Origin of the sequence: Streptomyces sp. NPDC005878, from assembly GCF_040629815.1 — a bacterium.
Lineage (GTDB): Bacteria > Actinomycetota > Actinomycetes > Streptomycetales > Streptomycetaceae > Streptomyces.
On the sequence record NZ_JBEXWK010000004.1, the window covers coordinates 336,136 to 353,964 of the forward strand.

A 17,829-nucleotide genomic window follows, 5' to 3' on the forward strand; every position below is an offset into this window, starting at 1 on the left:
CCCTCGCGAGGAGAACCGTATGACACACACATCCCAGAGGCGATCCCACCGCGTGGCCGCGACGGCCGCCTGCGCGGGGCTGGTGCTCGCCCTGACGTCCGCCGCGGGCTCCGCCCACGCCCACGGCCGCGACCCGGGGCGCCGGACCCTGCCCGCGGGCGACGGCTGGGGGTCGACCGGCTCCGGCACCACCGGCGGCGCCCGGGCCGACGCCGCACACGTCTCCACCGTCACCACCTGGGACGAGCTGAAGACCGCGCTCCGGAACGGCGGCGACAGCCCGAAGATCATCCGGGTCCGGGGCACACTGAACGCCACCGCCGACGGCTGTGCCGCCTTCGCGGCCGAGGGGTACGACTTCGCCCGGTACCTCGCCGACTACGACCCCGCGGTCTGGGGCCACGACGAACCGGTCAGCGGCCCGCAGGAGGACTTGCGCGCCGCCTCGGCCGCCCGTCAGAAGCCGGCCATCACCGCCGATGTGCCCTCCAACACCACGCTTATCGGTGTGGGCGCGCACGCGGGGATCGTCGGTGGCAGCCTGCAGATCAAGGGCGTGGACAACGTCATCGTCCGCAACCTGACCCTGGAGAGCCCCCTCGACTGCTTCCCCCAGTGGGACCCCACCGACGACAACGGGACGGGTGCCTGGAACTCCGAGTACGACAGCGCCGTCGTCCACGGCTCCACCCACGTATGGATGGACCACAACACCTTCACCGACGGCGCCCACCCCGACAGCACCCTGCCCACCTACTTCGGCAAGATCTACGAGCAGCACGACGGCGAGCTCGACATCGCCAAGGGCGCCGACCGGGTGACGGTCTCCTGGAACGCCTTCGAGGAGCACGACAAGACCCTCATGATCGGCAACAGTGACGGCGCCGCCGCCACCGACGCGGGCAGACTCAAGGTCACGCTCCACCACAACCTGTTCGCCGGGATCGTCGAGCGCGCCCCGCGCGTCCGCTTCGGCCAGGTCGACGCGTACAACAACCTGTACACCGTCACCGAGAAGCAGAAGTACCAGTACGCCTTCGGCATCGGCCACCAGTCCCAACTCGTCGCGGAGAAGAACGCGTTCACGCTTCCGGCCGGGGTGTCCGCCGCGAACATCCTCAAGAAGTGGAGCGACGCGCCGGTCACCGCCGACGGCAACTACGTCAACGGCCGCCCGGTCGATCTGATCGCCGTCCACAACGCGCGGCTGCCCGACGAGGCGCTGCGCTCCGGCGCCGGGTGGACGCCCACCCTGCGCACCCGGGTGGACGACCCGCGCGCCCTGCCCGGCCTCGTCGGCAGGCGGGCGGGTGCCGGGAGGCTCGGCTGATCCGCTCGCACATAAGGGGGCCCCGGTCCGTCCGGCGGGGCAGGCGGGACGGACCGGGGCCACGGAGCTGTCATCCGGCTATTCGAGCAGCTCCGCGTAGGCGCCCATGGCCATCGCGATGTCGGCCTGGGCCCAGAACCGGTGGTAGGTGAAGACCGGGGCGGCGCCGCCCGCGAGATAGGTCTCGATCTTCGACCAGGCCGGGTCGTTCTTGTAGAAGGAGCGCAGGGAGGTGAAGGTCGACGCGGAGTCGATCCTGTCGCCGTTGGGCATGGTCCCGCTCCAGCCGCTCGGCACGTACACCGGGTCGGCGAACCGCTTGTAGTCGGTACGGGTCTCGGGCACGGCGATCCCGAGCGCGTCCTGGTTGTGGTCCCACATCCCGTCGATCAGCTTCTTCGCCATCGTCTTCGCCGCCGCGTTGCCGGACTTGGCGCCGTAGTAGGTCAGGGTCTTGGCGTAGGCGGCGGCGACACCCACGTCGTCGGTGTAGTCGGCGACGGTGACGTGCAGGCCCGCGTTGGCCCCGGGGGAGGCCGCGTTCCAGGTGTCGGGCTTGCCGGACCACTGGAGGGTGGCCGGGATGCGGTAGGTGCCGTCGGGGTTGACGGTCGTCTTGGACAGCGCCCAGGCGACCCACTTGTCCAGGACGGTCTTGGCGGCGGTGTCACCGGTCTGCTGGTAGTACTCGGCGACCCGCTCCATCGACCAGGCCTGGAAACCGAACCACTGGTTGGAGGGCGGGTCGTGGTAGACGGGTGCCTCGTCGTAGAACATGCCGTAGAAGGTCGGCGTGCCGGCCGGCGCCGCCGCGTACCGGCCCTGCCAGCTGTTGGTGGCGCCGCCCGCGATGGCGCCCTCGTCGGACTGGAGCCAGCGGTAGAACTCCAGCTGCCGCTTGAGGCTGGTGCCCCAGTCCGCCGAGCCGGTGGCCGACTTGGGCTTCAGATCGGCGTACGAGCTGAGCGCCCAGGCGGCGAGGGGGTTCTGGTAGCCGCCGTGCACATGGCTCGACCCGATGCGCCAGGCCCAGCCGGCCGAGGTGTCGGTGGCGCCGCCCCAGGCGTAGTACCAGGACAGCAGGTAGCTGGAGCTGTTCTTGCCGCTGCCTGCCGGGCAGGTGGTGGGCCCGACGCAGTTGCCCTGCTGCTTGAAGTACTTGTCGTACATCGCGTACCGCAGATAGTCGCCCATCTTCGCGGCCTTGGCGACGGTCGCGGTGACCGAGGCGCCCTTGCCCTGCTGCTTGGCCCAGACGTCCGCCCAGTAGGCGGCCTGGACGGCGCGTGCGTCGGCGTCGGGGGCGTCGGTGAACTTCCACTGCTTGGCGTACGAGGCGTCCTTGGTGAACAGGTCGAGGTACCCGTTCTTCCCGCCGTACTTGAAGGTGTCGCAGGTCGGCTGCGGAACGGTCTCCCAGACGGACTCCTGGGGGCCGCGCTGGAAGGTGTTGATGTAGGAGGGCCCGGCCACGGTGGGTCCGCCCTCGCAGGTACCCGGCGCGTTGCCGTACCCGTAGACGTTGTCGACGTCTTCCAGCCAGTGCATGCCGTAGATGTCGTCGGTGCCGTACGCGCTCTTCAGCTCGCCCGCGATGGGGTCGTTGCCCACGGGGACGGAGGGGTCGAGCTGCGCCGGGTACTGGGAGGGGAGATCGCCCTCGGGCGCGTAGGTGGCCGGCTTGGACGCGTTGTAGAAGGAGTTGGTGGGCTGGTCGGTGTGGCCGGGGATCATGTACTTCTCCATGATGTCCCAGGCCCCGTTGAACTTGGACCAGTCCCCGCTGACCTTGCCGTACATGGCCTGCAACCAGATCAGATAGCTGTACGCCTCCGAGGTCGTCTCGTGCCCCTGGTCGGGCGCCTCAACGATCAGCGTCTCCACCGAGTGGTACGGGATGCCTTTGGGCGAGAAGTAGCCGTTCGCCGGGTCGGTGATCTTCCCGTACAGGGAGAGGAAGCGCGCGTCGTACGTCTTGGACGCGGCTATCTCCGTGGCGGTGACCTCGGCCCTGGCGTGGCCGGGGGCCGTCGCGGCGAAGACGGCCGCTCCGGTCCCGTTGGCGTCGGCGGTGACCGTCGCCTGCTGCGCGGTGTTCCAGTTCGCCGGGGTGAAGACCAGGCTGGCGCCGGACGTGAGGGAGAGCCCGGTGTTGCCGGAGGCGCGGGCGACGCTGACGGTCACGTTCGCGGCCGGCTGGGTGGACAGCTTCACGCCGAACGTCGCCGACTTGCCCTGCTGCACGGAGAGTTGTGCGGGCGAGGCGACGACGGCGGGGCCGCTGGTGACGTGGATGCCGACCGGCGCGGACTCGGCCGAGGCGCCGAGGCTGTCGTACGCCTTGGCGTACAGCGAGTAGTCGCCCGCCGCGAGCCCGGTCGCGGAGAAGGTATAGGGGGCGGTGGTGTCGGTGCCGAGGAGAGTGGTGTCACTGTAGAACTCCACCTTGGCGATCGACGCCCCGTCCGCGGCGGCCGCCGTCGCCGCGAGCGGCACCGGGTCACCCGCCGTGTACGTGGCCCCCGCGGCGGGGCTGGTCAGCACGGCGACCGGGGGCTGGTGGGCGCCGTTGCAGGGGGTGCCGTTGAGGGCGAACGCGGTGGGGGCCGTGTTGGTGCCGCTGTAGGTGAACTGGCCGCCCGTGGTGACGGCGGCGCCCGCGGCGATGGTCCTGTTCCAGTCGGCGGCCTTGACCGTGACGGTCCGCGCGGACTGCGACCAGGTGCCGTTCCAGCCGTTGGTCAGCTGCTGGTTGCCCGCGTAGGCATAGGTCAGGGTCCAGCCGTCGACCGCCGCGGAGCCCCGGTTGGTCACCGTGATGTCGGCGGTGAATCCGGAGCCCCAGTCGTTGGTCTTGTAGTCGACGCTGCACTGGAGGGCGGCGGCGTGCGCCGCCGGGAGAGCGCCGACGGTGGTCGCGCCCAGGGGCAGCGAGAGCACGGCGGCGTAGGTGAGCAGGCGGCGTAGGCCCGGCCTGCGTCTGGTGCGCGAGGGCATGGGGGGTGACTCCAAGCGGCTCGGTGACGGGGGGCGCGGTGCGGGGGCTGTGCGCGAGCTTTGAACCTGTGGGAGCGCTCCCAAAGTGCAGGAGGGATTGAGGGGATGTCAAGGGGGTGTTACGTGATTGGGGACCGCGGGCGCACATCCGGGACGTACGGCAACTCCCGTCGCGCAAGGGGCGGTTGAGGCGCCGAGGCGCGACGGCGGGGCTCGGCGAAGGGCGCGTCCGCCGTCCCGCGAACGCGCCCGGCCCCCTCCCCTATCTGCCGTCCGTCATTCCTCGGCGCTCAGGACCATGAAGTGTTCCGGGTGGGGAAGCGGGGTGAAGCCGGCCTTCGCGTAGATGTCGTGGGCGTCGAGCGTCGCGAGGAGCACCCGCCTGAGCTCGAAGGGCGCGAGGTGGTCGAGGACCGCTTCGACGAGCCGGGTTCCCAGGCCCTTGCCGCGGTGGTCACGGGCGACATAGACGTCGCCGAGCCAGGCAAACGCCACACGGTCGGTGACCACGCGCGCGTAGGCGACCTGCTCGCCGTCGGCGTCGTAGAGGGCGAAGGTGAGGGAGCCGCGGATCGTCTCCTCGACCTTTTCCCGGCTGCGCCCCCGGGCCCAGTACGTGTCGGTCGACAGCCAGCGGTGCACCGCCGCCACGTCCAAGCGGTCCGGATCCGTGGAGAGTTCGTAGCCGTTGTTCTCGCTATCGCTGATCATGCGGCGCCAGCGTAGTCACGCCACTTGGAATTTCCAAGTAGATTTCGGGAGCCGCTCGGCGGGGCACCGGCTCCGCCCGGAACGGCGTCAGCCCTCGATGCCCGTGGCGCTGTGCGGCGCGCCGACCGGCTTGGACTCCGGGGAGCCGCGCTGGCGCAGGTACACGGAGAGGATGACCATGGAGGCGACCGCCAGGAGTTCGGACTGCCAGTTCTGCAGGGTGCGGGACCAGAACTCGGGGGACGCCAGGTACGCACCCCAGCTGATCGGGTCCTGGAGCTGGCGCAGTTGCTGCTCGTTGTGGGCGGCCACTCCCGAGATCGACTGGGCGAGCCAGGACAGCAGGAACACCAGGCCCATGAGGAGGCCGAGCGAGCGGGAGTAGACCCGTTGGCGCCAGTCCTTGGTGCCGGCCCACCGGGGCGAGTCCTCCCGCGCGTGCTCGCCCATCCGCTGGTCGCGGTCGGACTCCGGGCCCTTCTCCCGCGGCTTCTTCGACTCGGGGGAGCCGCGCTGGACGAGCCAGACCGTGCCGAAGATGTACAGGAAGAACTGGAGGAACTCCGACTGCCAGTTCTCGGTGACGTCGACGGCGAAGTCCGAGGACATGACGTACTCGCCGAAGCTCAACTGGTGGAAGTCGCCGACGGCGAGCTGCTCGTTGAACTCCGCGTGTCCGGCGAGTGCCTGCCCCAGAAGGGTGAGCAGGAACGCCGTACCGAACGCCAGGGTGAGGCTGTTGTCCTTCCAGAGGCCGCCCCGCCGTTCGCCGTGCCGACTGTGCGAGGTCATCGGTACATCGCTCCGAGCGCGATGAAGTACCCCAGCCCGCCGAAGATCACGACGAGACAGGTGACGAAGAGTGCGCGCATGGTCAGCCGCCCTTCACGACGCAGCGGTAGGGCTTGTCGTCGCCCCGGGGCGTGCAGCCGGCCGCGACGACCTTCCAGCCGCCGCCGAACTGCGACAGGAACAGCTTCTGGCCTCCCGCGTCGAGTGAGGCCTGCCGTCCGTACACCTGGGGGCCGTGGTCGGGCAGGGCCTTGGGCAGCTCCTGGCCCGCCAGTGCCCGGCCGCACCGCTGCTTCTCGTCCTCTTCCAGCTGCTGCCGCGTGCGGGGGGCCAGCAGGTCGCACGCCGTCGTGTAGTCGCCCGCCGCCACGGCACGCTGGAAGGCCCGGCCCGCGTCGCGGGCGCCGTCCACCCTGCCCGAGGTCGCCCCGCACGCCGTGAGCAGGACGCCGGCCACGCCCGCGCAGAGCAGCGTCGCGGCCCCTCGGCGCAGGGTCCGGCCGGTGGCCGTCGGGGCGCCCTTCCTCGTCGTGCGGTCCTCGCGCGGGAGCGCGGTCGCGTCCATGGAACTCCTTCCAGGCGCAGACTCGGGGGCGAAACGTTTCGCTATCTGTACCCGCCAGGGGCGACGGGCGGTGCTCAAGGGGGCGCCGTTCCCCCGTCCGGCCCAGCCGGAGCACCGCGCCCGGCAGGGGGGCGAACCCGCTCGGACCGCGCCGGACGAGGGGCGGCGCCCGCTCAGGCCGCGTCCGAGTGGCGGCGCGCGGTCCGCGGGCGCGTGACGCCGTCCCGCTTCCCTTCGGGGACGCTGTCCAGCTTCCCTCCGGGGATGAGACGCAGATGGCGGGTGCGGGCATGGCGACGGGCCGACTGCGGGCCGCGCGTCAGCCAGTCCTCGACACGGTCCATTCCGTACAGCAGCGCTGCGACGGCGGGCAGCAACAGGCACGCGACGATGAACATGGTTCCGGACTCCTCCAGAAGACGGCCGTTCACGGGTGCCCTCATCCCCGCGCGCCACGAGCCGGCCCTGTGAAGGTCCGGTGACGGTTCCGGTACGCCGTCTACAAGGACGTCAGAATCTGGGGCGACAGGATCTTGACCATGGTGTTGGTCCAGCGCATCTGCCGCACGGTCCGCGGATGACAGAACGAGACGAGCTCGAGGAGTTCGGTGTCCTTGGCCGCCCGGGCGGCCTGGGCGAGCATCTCCCAGGACAGGGAGTTCTCCGACGCGGCCAGATGCAGATCGCGCAGATCCCGCAGGAGGAGCAAACCCGGCTCCGGCCGGCGCCCCATCGTCTCGGCGGTCTTCTCCCGCAGCGTCGTCAGGAAGCCGGGCGGGGATTCGGGCGGACCGCTGAGGTCGAGGTCATGGCCGCGGGCGGTCTCGGCAAGACGCCGGACGTGCTCGCGTGACCAGGCGGCGAGGTCGAGGGCGACATGGTGGACCTCGTGCTCGGTCCGGTGGCGTTCGGCCACGGCCAGCAGTTCCCCGGCCAGCCGGTGCTCACCGTGGTGGACCCCGCGCAGGACGAGTTTGATGCCGTTCACGCGACCGATCCTTCCCGCTCGTGCCCCTCGGGGCCTTCGGTCTGCGTCGCGCGGGCCGACGGCCCTCCCTCGGTGGCGGGCACGCGCGCCGGCCCCGCGGGGGCGGACGCCGTCGTGGTGGGCGCGGGGGCGCTCACGCCGTCCCCCCGCTCCACCAGGCGCAACGCCGCCGCGGCGGTCTTGAACAGCGGCTGCTTGGAGACCGGATCCCAGTCCGTGACCGTGGTCTCGTTGGCGGCGCGGCCCGGTGTGCCGTCCGCGGGGCCGTGCCCGGCCGCCGTGTCCCAGTAGCCGTAGTGGAAGGGCACGAACAGCAGGCCGGGGCGGATACCGGTGACGCGCAGACGTGCCCGCAGCGCGCCGCGCTGGGTGGCGACCTCCATCAGGTCCCCTTCGTGGAAGCCGAGCCGGTCCGCGTCCTCGGTGGAGGCCTCCACCCACACGTCCGGGGCGGCGGCGTCGAGTTGAGGTGCCCGGCCGGTCTTCGTACGGGTGTGGAAGTGGTAGATCGTCCGGCCGGTGGTGAGCTGGAACGGGTGCTGCTCGCTCGGCGCCTCGTGCGGCGGCAGGTACGCGCAGGCCTTCAGCATGGCCTTGCCGTCCGGGTTGGCGGCCCGGTAGTCGACGGCCTCCTGCGACGCGCCGGTGACGAGGTCCTTGCCGTACGACTCGCACACCTGCGGATGCGCCCAGCTGATCCCGTCGGTGTAGAGGCGCTCGGTGCCCTCGGGGAACTGGTCGTTGCACGGCCACTGGATGCCGCTCGCCCCGCGCAGCTTCTCGTAGCCGAGTCCGGTGTAGTCGCACGGGCGGCCGGCGCTGCACCGCTTCCACGCCTCGAAGGCCGACTCGGGGTCGTGCCAGGTGACCAGCGGGCCGCCGTCCTTGTCGCGGAAGTCCATACGGGACGCGTAGTCGAGGAAGATGTCCAGGTCGGGCTTGGCCTCGCCAGGCGGTTCGACGGCCTTCTCCGACAGGTGCACGGTCCGGTCGGCGTTGGTGAGCGTGCCGGTCTTCTCCCCCCAGGTTGCCGCGGGCAGGACCACGTCGGCCAGTTGGGCGGTCTCCGTCAGGAACAGGTCCTGGACCACGACGAAGAGCCGTTCCTGAGCGAGGATCGAGCGGACGCGGCGCAGTTCGGGCAGGGAGACCGCCGGGTTGGTGCCGCTGATCCACAGCATCCGGATCGAGCCCTGTTCCGCGTAACGGAACATCTGGAGGGCGTGGGTGGGCGGTCCGTAGTGCGGGATGGTCTTCGGCTCGACGTTCCACACCTTCGCCAGGTCGGCGACGTGCGCGTCGTTCTGCCAGTTGCGGAAGCCCGGCAGGTCTCCGTTGGCGCCGCACTCGCGGGTGTTCTGGGCGGTGGGCTGCCCGTTCATCTGGAGGACCCCGGCGCCCGGCCGGCCGAGCATGCCGCGGATCAGATGCAGATTGTTGACCTGTACCGCGGCGGCCGTGGCCTGGTGCGACTGGTAGACGCCCTGGAGGACCGTGGACAGCAGGCGTTCGGCCGAGCCGATGATCTCCGCCGCCTCCCTGACGCGGTCGGCGGGGACGTCGCAGATCGCGGCGGCCCACTCCGGCGTGCAGTCCTCGACGCCCGCCGCCAGTTCGTCGAAGCCCACCGTGTGCGCGCCGATGTACTCCTCGTCGATGTGCCCGGCGCGGATCACCTCGTGCAGGAGGGCGTTGAGCAGGGCCACATTGGTGCCGACGCGCGGTGCGAGGTGGACGGCGGCCCGGCGCGCGACCCGGGTCGGCCGGGGATCGACGCAGATGAGCCGCGGAGGGTCCTGGCCGTCGAGCCGGTCGAGGATCCGCATCCACTGCACCGGCTGGGTCTCGGCGATGTTGTGGCCGAAGAGCGCCATGACGTCCATGTGGTCGATGTCGTCGTAGGAGCCGGGCTGGCCGTCGCAGCCGAAGGACTCCTTCAGCGCCTCGGCCGCCGTGGCGGTGCACAGTCGTGTGTTGCCGTCCAGGTGGTTGGTGCCGATACCGGCCCGGGCCAGGAAGGCGAGGGTGTAGTACTCCTCCAGGAACAACTGCCCGGAGGTGTAGAAGCCGATCGACCCCGGGCCCTGGCCGTCGAGGAGTTCCCGGGACCGGGCCACGACCCGCCCCATCGCGGTGTCCCAGTCGCACTCGACGAGCCGGCCGCCCTCGCGGATCAGCGGACGCGTCAGCCGGTCCGGGGAGGCGTTCGCCTGCCACCCGAAGAGGTCCTTCGGGCCCAGACGCCCGTGATTGACCCGGTCGGTCGCCCGGCCGCGCACCCCGACGATGCCGCCGTCCCGCACCGCGATGTCCATCGCGTCGCCGTCGGAGTGGAGGATCGAGGCGGACCGCACCCAGCGCTCCACGTCGTCCGGCCGCACCCCCTCGGCCAGCCGGGTGTCCACCCGGGTCGGCCACGCCTCGTGTCGTCCGTACGGAGTACGGCTGCCCCAGGGCTGAGCGATCCGGTCCACCGAAGGGTCCACGCCTGCCTCCCAGCGACCACCTGCGGCACCCTGCGCGCCGACCGGTGATCGGTACCCCTGCCGGGCAGCCCCTAACGCCGACGCCCCCGTGTTCACCCCCGGGTCGCCATGCGGGGACGGCCCGGCGAGACCGGTTCTCGTATACGGCCGGGCCCTCGTGGACCGCCGTGCTTTCGGCGCGCGAGGCCGGTCGCCCGGGGGGAGGCTTGTCCGTACGGAGAAGATCACGACGGAGCACGCGACGAGAAGGCGAGACGGATGGCCATGCCGAGTTCCCACGCGCCCACAGCGCTTCCCGCCCGCGCCTGGATCCGCTGGCGGCGGGGGCGCGACCTCTCCCTCTCCACGCCCGTGTCCGGGGCGGAGGACGCCAACCGGCGGTTCCTCCTCTACGGCCTGCTTCCCCTGTGGGTCGTGCCGGGGCTCGCCGACTGGTGGATGCACCGGCGCACCCGCATCGAGGACACCTCGGGCGTCCGCGAGTCGGCCGTGCACGCCCTGATGATGACCGAGGCCGGTGTCCCGGTGACCATCGGACTGCTCGCGAAGATCAATCCGCTGGTCCTCTCCACCATGGGCGGCGCCGCGCTCGCCCACGGCGCGACCGCCCTGTACGACGTCAGCCTCGCCATCAAGGAGCGCGAAGTCCGGCCGATCGAGCAGCACATCCACAGCTTCCTGGAGGTGCTGCCGCTGACGGCGATGGCCTTCACCGCCTGTCTGCACCCCGAGGCGGTCAAGGCGACGCTGCGCGGCGGCCCGGGGCCCGACGACTGGAAGCTGCTGCCCAAGGACAGGCCGCTGCCCGTCGGTTACCTGGCGGCCCTGGCCGCCACCATCACCGTGGGCGTGGCGCTCCCGTACGCCGAGGAGATCCGGCGCTGCCTGCGCGCCCGCCGCCAGGGGTCCACCGCCTGACCCGTCCCCCGCCCGACGCCGGCCAACGCCCGATCAGGGCTTCCCAACCCCGCCTGCCCGGACGGGACTTCGGGTGCACGTTGCCCCGCCTGCGGCTCTTCCCAGGGAGCGCCTCTCCTTGTTACGATCCGGACCGGTTCGGAACTGAACTCCGACCGGCACCACTGATCCCGAGAGGCTCTTCCCATGTTGCGTGTCAAGGACTTCGACCACCTCGTCCTCAACGTCCAGGACGTCGAGCGCGCCCTCGCCTTCTACACCGGACCGCTGGGCCTCGAACCGGTGCGCGTGGAGGAGTGGCGGGCCGGGAAGGTCCCGTTCCCGTCCGTGCGGATCAACGCGAACACCATCATCGACCTGTTCGACCGGCCGCGCGGCGAGTCCAACGTCGACCACATCTGCCTCGTCGTGGACCCGCTGGACTGGCAGGAGGTCATCGACGCGGGCACGCTCGACGTCGTCGAAGGCCCCGTGCCGCGCTTCGGCGCGCGCGGCTCCGCCACCTCCGTCTACGTCAAGGACCCGGAGGGCAACACGGTCGAGCTGCGCTGGTACCCGCAGGACGCCGAGTGAGCGCCGGGGGCCGGCCGCGCGACCCGGCGATCGACGCGGCCGTCCTGACCGCCACGCTGGACATCCTGGACGCCCACGGCTACTCGGGCTTCGCGCTGGAGACCGTGGCGGGGCGGGCGGGCACCACCAAGGCGGCCATCCGCCGCCGGTGGCCCCGCCGCCAGGAGCTGATCATCGACGCCCTCGCCTCCGTCCTGGCCGTGCCGCCGGTCCCCGACAACAACTGCACCCGCTGCGACCTGACGCAGAGCGTGCGGCTCCTGGACGCCGCACTGCACGAACGGCTGCCGCGCGGTGTCCTGGCTCCGCTCGTCGCCGACTGCGCCCACGACCCGCAGCTGCACCAAAGGCTGACGGACCTCCTCGTACGACCCAGCCGGCAGGCCGCCACGACCGCCGTCGAACGGGCCGTGAACCGGGGCGATCTGCGCCCCGACGTCGATCCCGAGGTGCTCGTCGACCTGCTCGCCGCCTCCGTCTACCAGCGCGCGCTCCTCGGCGGGGCCGGCACGCCCGGCCCCTCGGCCGCCGACACCGTGGACCTCCTTCTGCGCGGGGTGGCCGTCGACTTCGACCACCTGGTCCGCGTCAGCCGGACACCTGCCCATCTGCTCGGCCACACCACCGGCCACGGGTGATCTCCACAACGGGAGGTGTACGCGGGCGTCCTGGGGTACTGGAGTTACGTCCACCATGTCCGGGGCCGGACCCCGGACGCACCGACCAGCGCCCGTGGCGCGCGTCCCCACGGAGGCGTCCATGCCCCTCCCCCGCTCATGACCGGCATCCAGGTGGGCGCCTGTTCCTGGGCCAACCCGGAGCTCGCGTCCTCCGGTTGGTATCCACCGGGCTTCCGCGACGCCGAGGGCCGGCTGCGCCACTACGCCTCACGGTTTCCGGTGGTGGAGGTCGACTCCACGTACTACGCCCTGCCCAGCGCCCACAACTCCCGCCTCTGGGCCGAACGTACACCCGAGGGCTTCACCTTCGACGTGAAGGCGTTCGCGGCCCTGACCGGGCATCCCTTCCCCGCCCGCGCCCTCCCCGCCGAGCTGCGGCCCCCCGGACCCCCGAACGTGCGGCTGCGGCCCCATGAGTTGCCCCGGGGGATCCTGGACGCGCTGTGGGCCCGGTTCCACGAGGGCATCGAACCGCTGCGCGCCGCCGGGCGGCTCGGCAGTGTGCTGTTCCAGTTCCCGCCCTGGTTCCGGCCGAGCGAGGAGGCGAAGGGCCGCATCGAGGAGTGCGCCAAGCGGTCCGAGGTACCCATCACCGTCGAGTTCCGGCACGCCAGTTGGCTCGTGGACCGGCAACTCGACGAGACCGTGGGTTTCCTGACGGCGCTCGGGATTCCCCTGGTGGGGGTGGACGCCCCCGGCCTTCCCCCGGTCGCCCGGGCCACCTCGCCGGACCTGTCCGTCGTACGGTTCCACGGACGCAGCCCCGAGTGGGGCACGGGCTCCAAGGAGGAGCGCTACCGGCACCACTACACGGTCGAGGAGCTGCGGTCCTGGGTCCCGCGCCTCCAGGCGCTCGCCGCGGGCAGCGCCCGTGTACACGCGCTGTTCAACAACTGCTGCGGGGACGCGGCGGTCCGCGCCGCCGAGACCATGACGGAGCTGCTGTCAGCGGGGTCGTGACCGCGAACACGGGTACGCCGGGCGCCCCGCGTTACCCCCGCTCCGCGATGGGCACCCGGAGCGCGAGAAAGCGAGGGCCCGGGCCACGAGCGGCCGGGGCCGACCCCGAAGGCAGGAGCGGCACATCATGCGCGCACTTACGTGGCACGGCAAGCGGGACGTGCGGGTGGAAACCGTCCCCGACCCCAGGATCGAGAAGCCGGACGACATCGTCGTACGGGTCACCTCGACCGGGATCTGCGGCTCCGACCTGCATCTGTACGAACTCTTCGGACCGTATCTGGACGCCGGCGACATCCTCGGCCACGAGGCGATGGGCGTCGTCGAGGAGGTCGGGCCGGAGGTGACGGAGCTCAGCCGGGGCGACCGGGTGGTCATTCCCTTCAACGTCAGCTGTCGCGACTGCTTCATGTGCGACCAGGGGCTGCACTCCCAGTGCGAGACCACCCAGGTCCGTGAGCGCGGCATGGGCGCCTCGCTCTTCGGCTACACCAAGCTGTACGGGCAGGTGCCGGGCGGGCAGGCGCAACTGCTGCGCGTCCCGTTCGGCAACAAACTCCCCATCAAGGTCCCCGACGGCCCGCCCGACGACCGCTACGTCTACCTCTCCGACGTCCTGCCCACCGCGTGGCAGGCGGTCGAGTACGCGGACATCCCCCAGGGCGGCACGGTCACCGTCCTGGGTCTGGGGCCCATCGGCGACATGGCCACCCGGATCGCACAGCACCGCGGAGCCCGTACGGTCATCGGTGTCGATCTCGTCCCCGAGCGCCTCTCACGCGCCAGCGCGCACGGCGTGACCTGTCTCGACGCCCGTCGCGGCGACGAGGTGGCGGAGACCGTCCGCGAGCTCACCGAGGGACGCGGCACCGACGCCGTGATCGACGCGGTCGGCATGGAGGCGCACGGAGCCCCGTTCGCCAAGGCGGCGCAGTGGATGACCACTCTCCTGCCCGACGCGGTGGCGCAGCCGCTGATGGAGCACGCCGGCATCGACCGGCTCACCGCCCTGCACACCGGCATCGAGCTCGTCCGCCGGGGCGGCACGCTGTCCCTGTCCGGGGTGTACGGCGGGGCCGCGAGCCCGATGCCGCTGCTGACGATGTTCGACAAGCAGATCCAGGTGCGCATGGGACAGGCGAACGTCTGGCGCTGGGTGAAGGACATCCTCCCCCTGCTCACGGACGAGGACCCGCTCGGCGTCGACTCCTTCAAGACCCACGCCATGTCCCTGGAGGAGGGGCCGAAGGCGTACGCGATGTTCCAGGCCAAGGAGGACGGGATGGTCAAGACGCTCCTCAAGCCGTGACGAGCCGGGCGGAGCATCCGACGGCCGCCGGGTCGCCCTCACGGGCCCGGCGGCCCTCGACGGGCTCTACGAGGCGCTCGTGGGCGGCCCCGGAGTCATCTGGTTGTAGCGGCGCGCGGCCCGGTCGTTCATGGCGCTGCCCAGCTTGCGGACCTTCTCGGCCCAGCCCCCGCGAGGTGCGTCCTTGAGGGCGTGCCCCTGCCGGATCGGCCCTCGCGCGCCCGCCTCCTCGTCGGCGGCCGGCAGGAACCTGTTCGCCAGCCCCGCGAGCCGGGTCACCGCCGTGGGGGCCACGCCGTGGGCCAGGTCGGCGGCGCGGGCCGCCGGGGTCAGGACGATCCGGGTACGACGGCGCTCCAGCGCCCGTACGATCCGCTCCGCCGCCCGCTCGGCGTCCATCGAGACGACGGGGGCGCCCGACAGACCGGAGAACCAGGCGAACTCACGGGAGGCCTCGCCCCCGAACTCGGCCTGGTAATGGGATCCGGTGCGCATCAGGCCCGGATGGGCCGTGGTCACGGAGACCCCGGTCCCGGCCAGTTCGCTGCGCAGGCCCTCGCCGAGCGCGCCCACGGCCGCCTTCGCGCACGAGTACGGCAGCAGATGCGGGACGGCGAGCAGCGCGCCCACCGACCCGATGAGCGCCAGCCGGCCTCCCGCGGAGCTCTCGCGCAGGTGAGGCAGCGCGGCGAGGGACACCTGGACGGCGCCGTCGAAGATGGTCGCCATGGCGTCGTGGAAGGCGTCGGCGTCGAGTGCCGCCACCGGGGCCACCTGGATGACGCCCGCGTTGGCCACCACCACGTCGAGCCCGTTCTGTTCGGTGGCCACCGCGCGTACCGTCTCCGCGACCGCCGCCTCGTCCCGTACGTCGCACACCCGCGTCAGGGGCGTGACACCGGTGTGCTGCTCGATCCACTGGGCCGCGCGTTCGAGCTCGCCCTCGTCACGGGCGACGACGGCCACCTGACAGCCGCGGACGGCCAGCCGGGCCGCGATGAGCAGCCCCAGTCCCCGCGAGCCACCGGTGACCAGCGCGGACTGTCCGCTCAGGTCCTTCTTCGATCCGATTCCCACCATGGGTCACACCTCCGTTCAGCCGGCTGTCGCCCGGGTACCCCTTCCGGCCCGTCGAAGACGCACCTCACCGGTGGAGCCGCGGTGGCCCGGCGGAAGGCTGGTAGGAATCGGGCCACGGGGGAACTGGTCTGTTCATGGAACAAGCACAGACCACGTCCGAGTCCTCGTCCACCACCCCGCTGCGCGCGGTGGCGCTGGTGTGCTCGCTGCGCCCCTCCCCCGCCCCGTCCAGCTCCCAGCTCCTGGCGGAGCAGACCATGGAGGCACTGGCGGAGCACGGTGTCACCGGCAAGGTGATCCGGGTGGCGGACCACGCCGTCAAACCCGGTGTGGAGACCGACATGGGTGACGGGGACGCCTGGCCCGGCATCCGCGACACCGTCCTCGGCGCCGACATCCTGATCCTGGCCACCCCGATCTGGCTGGGCCACCCCTCCAGCATCGCCCAGCGCGTCCTGGAACGCCTGGACGCGGAGATCGGCGAGACCGACGACGAGGGCCGGATGCTCACGTACGGCAAGGTCGCCGGTGTGTGCGTGGTCGGCAACGAGGACGGCGCCCACAAGGTGAGCGCCGATCTGTTCCAGGGACTCAACGACGTCGGCTTCACCCTGCCCCCCAACGCCGTCACCTACTGGGTCGGCGAGGCCATGCAGGGCACCGACTTCCAGGACCTCGACAAGACCCCCGAGAAGACGGCGGAAACGACGGCGACCCTGGCCGCGAACGCCGCCCACCTCGCCCGCCGCCTCAAGAGCGCCCCCTACCCGGCGGGCTGACCGGGCACCGGCCGTGGCGGCCGCCCGGGCGTCACCCCCTCACGCGGCCTCTCCCGGCGCGGCACACATGGCCTCGTCGCGCAGGTGCTCGCAGCACTGCCGCAGCAGTCGGCAGACGTGCATCTGGGAGATGCCGAGCTCCCGGCCGATGTTCTTCTGGGTCATGCCCTGGAAGTAGCGGAGGTAGAGGATCCTCCGCTCGCGGTCGGGCAGCGCGTGCAGTCCGGGCTTGGCGGACTCGCGGTCGATGAGGGTGTCGAGCGCCGGGTCCTCGGCGCCGATGGCGTCGGCCAGGGTGGACGGGCTGTCGTTGCCGCTCTGCTCCGCGTCGAGGGAGAGGGCGCGGAAGCTCTGGAGGGCTTCCATGCCGGCCCGTACGTCGGCCTCACTCAGGCCGGTGTACGCGGCGATCCGGTCGACCCCGGGTTCGCCGACTCCGGCGTCCTGCAACGCGCAGCGGGCCTCGCGGACCCGGTTGCGCAGCTCCTGGACGCGCCGCGGCACGTGGACCGTCCACATGTGGTCGCGGAAGTGCCGCTTGATCTCGCCGGTGATGGTGGGCACGGCGTACGCGATGAAGGCCGTGCCGTGCGAGGGATCGAACCCGTCGACCGCCTTGAGCAGCCCCAGGGCCGCTGTCTGGCGCAGGTCCTCGACCGTTTCGCCCCGGTCGCGGTAGCGCCCGGCGAGCCGTTCCGAGAGCGGCAGCCAGGCCCGGACCAGCTCTTCGCGCAAGGCGGCGCGTTCGGCTCCGTCCGGCAGGGAGGCGAGCCGTACGAAGGCTTCGTCGGTGCGGGGGGTGTCGTCATACGTCCGGTGGGTGTCGTGGCGAGAGGACATGACTTCCGCTCCTCGGAGAACGAAGGGGTCTCCTTCGGGAGGAACGGGGCACGGGCCCGGGCAACCGGGTCCCGTCCCCTGTTCCGGGGGAGCGTATGTCCGTCGCGGGGGCCGCTATGCATACCGGAGGCCCCCAATACGGACAATTCGCTGCGCGCCCGGCCGGTCACTCCACGAGAGGCGGCGCTTCTGCCAGTGCTCCTGCCGCACGCACCCGGGCCCGCTTCCCGGGGGGCGAAGCGGTCGCCTCTGAGCAAAGCTGGTGACAACGCGACACGGGAAGGGAGCCGTCATGTCCACCGACGCCATCGTGCTTCTCAAGGACGACCACAAGGAGATCCGCCGACTGTTCCGGGCGTTCCAGGCCGCCGGTGCCGACGCGAAGGCCACCAAGCACAACATCGTCGACAAGATCGTGGAAGCCCTCACCGTCCACACCTACATCGAGAACCAGGTCATGTACCCCAAGGTGCGCTCGCTCGTGCCCGACCTGGAGTCCGACATCCTGGAGTCCTTCGAGGAGCACCACGTCGCCGACGTGCTCTGTGCCGAACTGGACGCCATGGGCCCCGACGACGAACGCTTCGACGCCAAGACCACCGTCCTGATCGAGTCGGTGAGCCACCACATCGACGAGGAGGAGAGCGACTGGTTCCCGAAGGTCCGGGCGGCTCTCGGCCGCAAGGAGCTCCAGGAGATCGGCGCGCGCATGATCGAGGTCCGCGCGAACGCCCCCCGGCGCCCCGAACACCCGGGTGCGCTCAAGAAGGCCGCCACCGCCATGTTCGGATAGCCGTCCACCGCCCGGTCGCGACGGACGG

The 17,829-nt window shown here is 71.5% G+C and carries 17 protein-coding genes; 8 read left to right on the forward strand and 9 right to left on the reverse strand.

The window, feature by feature from the left end:
• The first annotated feature begins 19 nt into the window (after positions 1-19).
• A complete protein-coding gene (locus ABZ404_RS10080) occupies positions 20-1,330 on the forward strand; it encodes a pectate lyase (protein ID WP_358830900.1) in 1,311 nt (436 codons plus the stop codon).
• Positions 1,331-1,408: 78 nt separating this feature from the next.
• Here the strand turns inward: ABZ404_RS10080 and ABZ404_RS10085 are convergent, their stop codons facing one another.
• The 7 genes from ABZ404_RS10085 to ABZ404_RS10115 all read right to left on the reverse strand — a co-directional run bounded on the left by ABZ404_RS10085 (position 1,409) and on the right by ABZ404_RS10115 (position 9,869).
• Complete coding sequence (locus tag ABZ404_RS10085) at positions 1,409-4,327, reverse strand: glycoside hydrolase family 48 protein (RefSeq protein WP_358830901.1); 2,919 nt, start codon at positions 4,325-4,327, stop codon at positions 1,409-1,411.
• A gap of 276 nt (positions 4,328-4,603) precedes the next feature.
• Positions 4,604-5,038: a GNAT family N-acetyltransferase gene (locus tag ABZ404_RS10090; RefSeq protein ID WP_358830902.1), complete on the reverse strand. Its 435-nt coding sequence runs from the start codon at positions 5,036-5,038 to the stop codon at positions 4,604-4,606.
• Positions 5,039-5,125: 87 nt separating this feature from the next.
• Positions 5,126-5,830, reverse strand: a complete 705-nt coding sequence (locus ABZ404_RS10095) for a DUF6766 family protein (protein WP_358830903.1) — start codon at positions 5,828-5,830, stop codon at positions 5,126-5,128.
• Between the two features lie 82 nt (positions 5,831-5,912).
• Positions 5,913-6,395, reverse strand: coding sequence for a hypothetical protein (locus ABZ404_RS10100; protein ID WP_358830904.1), 483 nt, complete (start codon positions 6,393-6,395; stop codon positions 5,913-5,915).
• Positions 6,396-6,568: 173 nt separating this feature from the next.
• Positions 6,569-6,826 carry a hypothetical protein gene (locus ABZ404_RS10105; RefSeq protein ID WP_358830905.1) on the reverse strand — a complete coding sequence of 86 codons (258 nt, stop codon included), beginning with the start codon at positions 6,824-6,826 and terminating at the stop codon, positions 6,569-6,571.
• 68 nt (positions 6,827-6,894) lie between these two features.
• Positions 6,895-7,383: a hypothetical protein gene (locus ABZ404_RS10110; protein WP_358830906.1), complete on the reverse strand. Its 489-nt coding sequence runs from the start codon at positions 7,381-7,383 to the stop codon at positions 6,895-6,897.
• On the reverse strand, positions 7,380-9,869 hold the full coding sequence (locus tag ABZ404_RS10115; protein WP_358830907.1) for a nitrate reductase: 2,490 nt from the start codon (positions 9,867-9,869) through the stop codon (positions 7,380-7,382). Before ABZ404_RS10115 ends, ABZ404_RS10110 begins: the two co-directional genes overlap by 4 nt.
• Before the next feature lie 258 nt (positions 9,870-10,127).
• Between ABZ404_RS10115 and ABZ404_RS10120 the strand changes: the two genes are divergently transcribed.
• From ABZ404_RS10120 to ABZ404_RS10140, 5 genes are all read left to right on the forward strand, one after another.
• Entirely contained in the window at positions 10,128-10,787 is a 660-nt protein-coding gene (locus tag ABZ404_RS10120; protein ID WP_358830908.1) for a diguanylate cyclase, read from the forward strand.
• Positions 10,788-10,973: 186 nt separating this feature from the next.
• Positions 10,974-11,360, forward strand: a complete 387-nt coding sequence (locus tag ABZ404_RS10125; RefSeq protein WP_358830909.1) for a VOC family protein — start codon at positions 10,974-10,976, stop codon at positions 11,358-11,360.
• Complete coding sequence (locus tag ABZ404_RS10130; protein ID WP_358830910.1) at positions 11,357-11,998, forward strand: TetR/AcrR family transcriptional regulator C-terminal ligand-binding domain-containing protein; 642 nt, start codon at positions 11,357-11,359, stop codon at positions 11,996-11,998. Before ABZ404_RS10125 ends, ABZ404_RS10130 begins: the two co-directional genes overlap by 4 nt.
• A gap of 138 nt (positions 11,999-12,136) precedes the next feature.
• On the forward strand, positions 12,137-13,000 hold the full coding sequence (locus ABZ404_RS10135; RefSeq protein ID WP_358830911.1) for a DUF72 domain-containing protein: 864 nt from the start codon (positions 12,137-12,139) through the stop codon (positions 12,998-13,000).
• Positions 13,001-13,127: 127 nt separating this feature from the next.
• Positions 13,128-14,309, forward strand: coding sequence for an alcohol dehydrogenase catalytic domain-containing protein (locus ABZ404_RS10140; RefSeq protein ID WP_358830912.1), 1,182 nt, complete (start codon positions 13,128-13,130; stop codon positions 14,307-14,309).
• A 66-nt stretch (positions 14,310-14,375) separates the two neighbouring features.
• Here ABZ404_RS10140 and ABZ404_RS10145 read toward each other — a convergent pair whose 3' ends face one another.
• Positions 14,376-15,389: an SDR family NAD(P)-dependent oxidoreductase gene (locus ABZ404_RS10145; RefSeq protein ID WP_358830913.1), complete on the reverse strand. Its 1,014-nt coding sequence runs from the start codon at positions 15,387-15,389 to the stop codon at positions 14,376-14,378.
• 134 nt (positions 15,390-15,523) lie between these two features.
• Between ABZ404_RS10145 and ABZ404_RS10150 the strand changes: the two genes are divergently transcribed.
• The gene (locus tag ABZ404_RS10150; RefSeq protein ID WP_358830914.1) at positions 15,524-16,168 is read left to right on the forward strand and encodes an NAD(P)H-dependent oxidoreductase; all 645 of its coding nucleotides are present in this window, start codon (positions 15,524-15,526) and stop codon (positions 16,166-16,168) included.
• Positions 16,169-16,207: 39 nt separating this feature from the next.
• On the opposite strand, the gene ABZ404_RS10155 is transcribed toward ABZ404_RS10150, so the two are convergent.
• The gene (locus ABZ404_RS10155) at positions 16,208-17,008 is read right to left on the reverse strand and encodes a SigB/SigF/SigG family RNA polymerase sigma factor (RefSeq protein ID WP_358830915.1); all 801 of its coding nucleotides are present in this window, start codon (positions 17,006-17,008) and stop codon (positions 16,208-16,210) included.
• A gap of 292 nt (positions 17,009-17,300) precedes the next feature.
• On the opposite strand from ABZ404_RS10155, the gene ABZ404_RS10160 reads away from it, so the two are divergent.
• A complete protein-coding gene (locus tag ABZ404_RS10160; protein WP_358830916.1) occupies positions 17,301-17,801 on the forward strand; it encodes a hemerythrin domain-containing protein in 501 nt (166 codons plus the stop codon).
• The last annotated feature ends 28 nt before the right edge of the window (positions 17,802-17,829 follow it).

Excerpts from the sequence above, each read along its gene's own strand:
- ABZ404_RS10125 (WP_358830909.1), top strand. The coding sequence starts at position 10,974 with ATGTTGCGTGTCAAGGACTTCGACCACCTCGTCCTCAACGTCCAGGAC.
- ABZ404_RS10155 (WP_358830915.1), bottom strand. The coding sequence starts at position 17,008 with ATGTCCTCTCGCCACGACACCCACCGGACGTATGACGACACCCCCCGC.
- ABZ404_RS10140 (WP_358830912.1), top strand. The coding sequence starts at position 13,128 with ATGCGCGCACTTACGTGGCACGGCAAGCGGGACGTGCGGGTGGAAACC.
- ABZ404_RS10100 (WP_358830904.1), bottom strand. The coding sequence starts at position 6,395 with ATGGACGCGACCGCGCTCCCGCGCGAGGACCGCACGACGAGGAAGGGC.
- ABZ404_RS10145 (WP_358830913.1), bottom strand. The coding sequence starts at position 15,389 with ATGGTGGGAATCGGATCGAAGAAGGACCTGAGCGGACAGTCCGCGCTG.
- ABZ404_RS10135 (WP_358830911.1), top strand. The coding sequence starts at position 12,137 with ATGACCGGCATCCAGGTGGGCGCCTGTTCCTGGGCCAACCCGGAGCTC.
- ABZ404_RS10090 (WP_358830902.1), bottom strand. The coding sequence starts at position 5,038 with ATGATCAGCGATAGCGAGAACAACGGCTACGAACTCTCCACGGATCCG.
- ABZ404_RS10150 (WP_358830914.1), top strand. The coding sequence starts at position 15,524 with ATGGAACAAGCACAGACCACGTCCGAGTCCTCGTCCACCACCCCGCTG.
- ABZ404_RS10085 (WP_358830901.1), bottom strand. The coding sequence starts at position 4,327 with ATGCCCTCGCGCACCAGACGCAGGCCGGGCCTACGCCGCCTGCTCACC.
- ABZ404_RS10095 (WP_358830903.1), bottom strand. The coding sequence starts at position 5,830 with ATGACCTCGCACAGTCGGCACGGCGAACGGCGGGGCGGCCTCTGGAAG.
- ABZ404_RS10080 (WP_358830900.1), top strand. The coding sequence starts at position 20 with ATGACACACACATCCCAGAGGCGATCCCACCGCGTGGCCGCGACGGCC.
- ABZ404_RS10160 (WP_358830916.1), top strand. The coding sequence starts at position 17,301 with ATGTCCACCGACGCCATCGTGCTTCTCAAGGACGACCACAAGGAGATC.
- ABZ404_RS10120 (WP_358830908.1), top strand. The coding sequence starts at position 10,128 with ATGGCCATGCCGAGTTCCCACGCGCCCACAGCGCTTCCCGCCCGCGCC.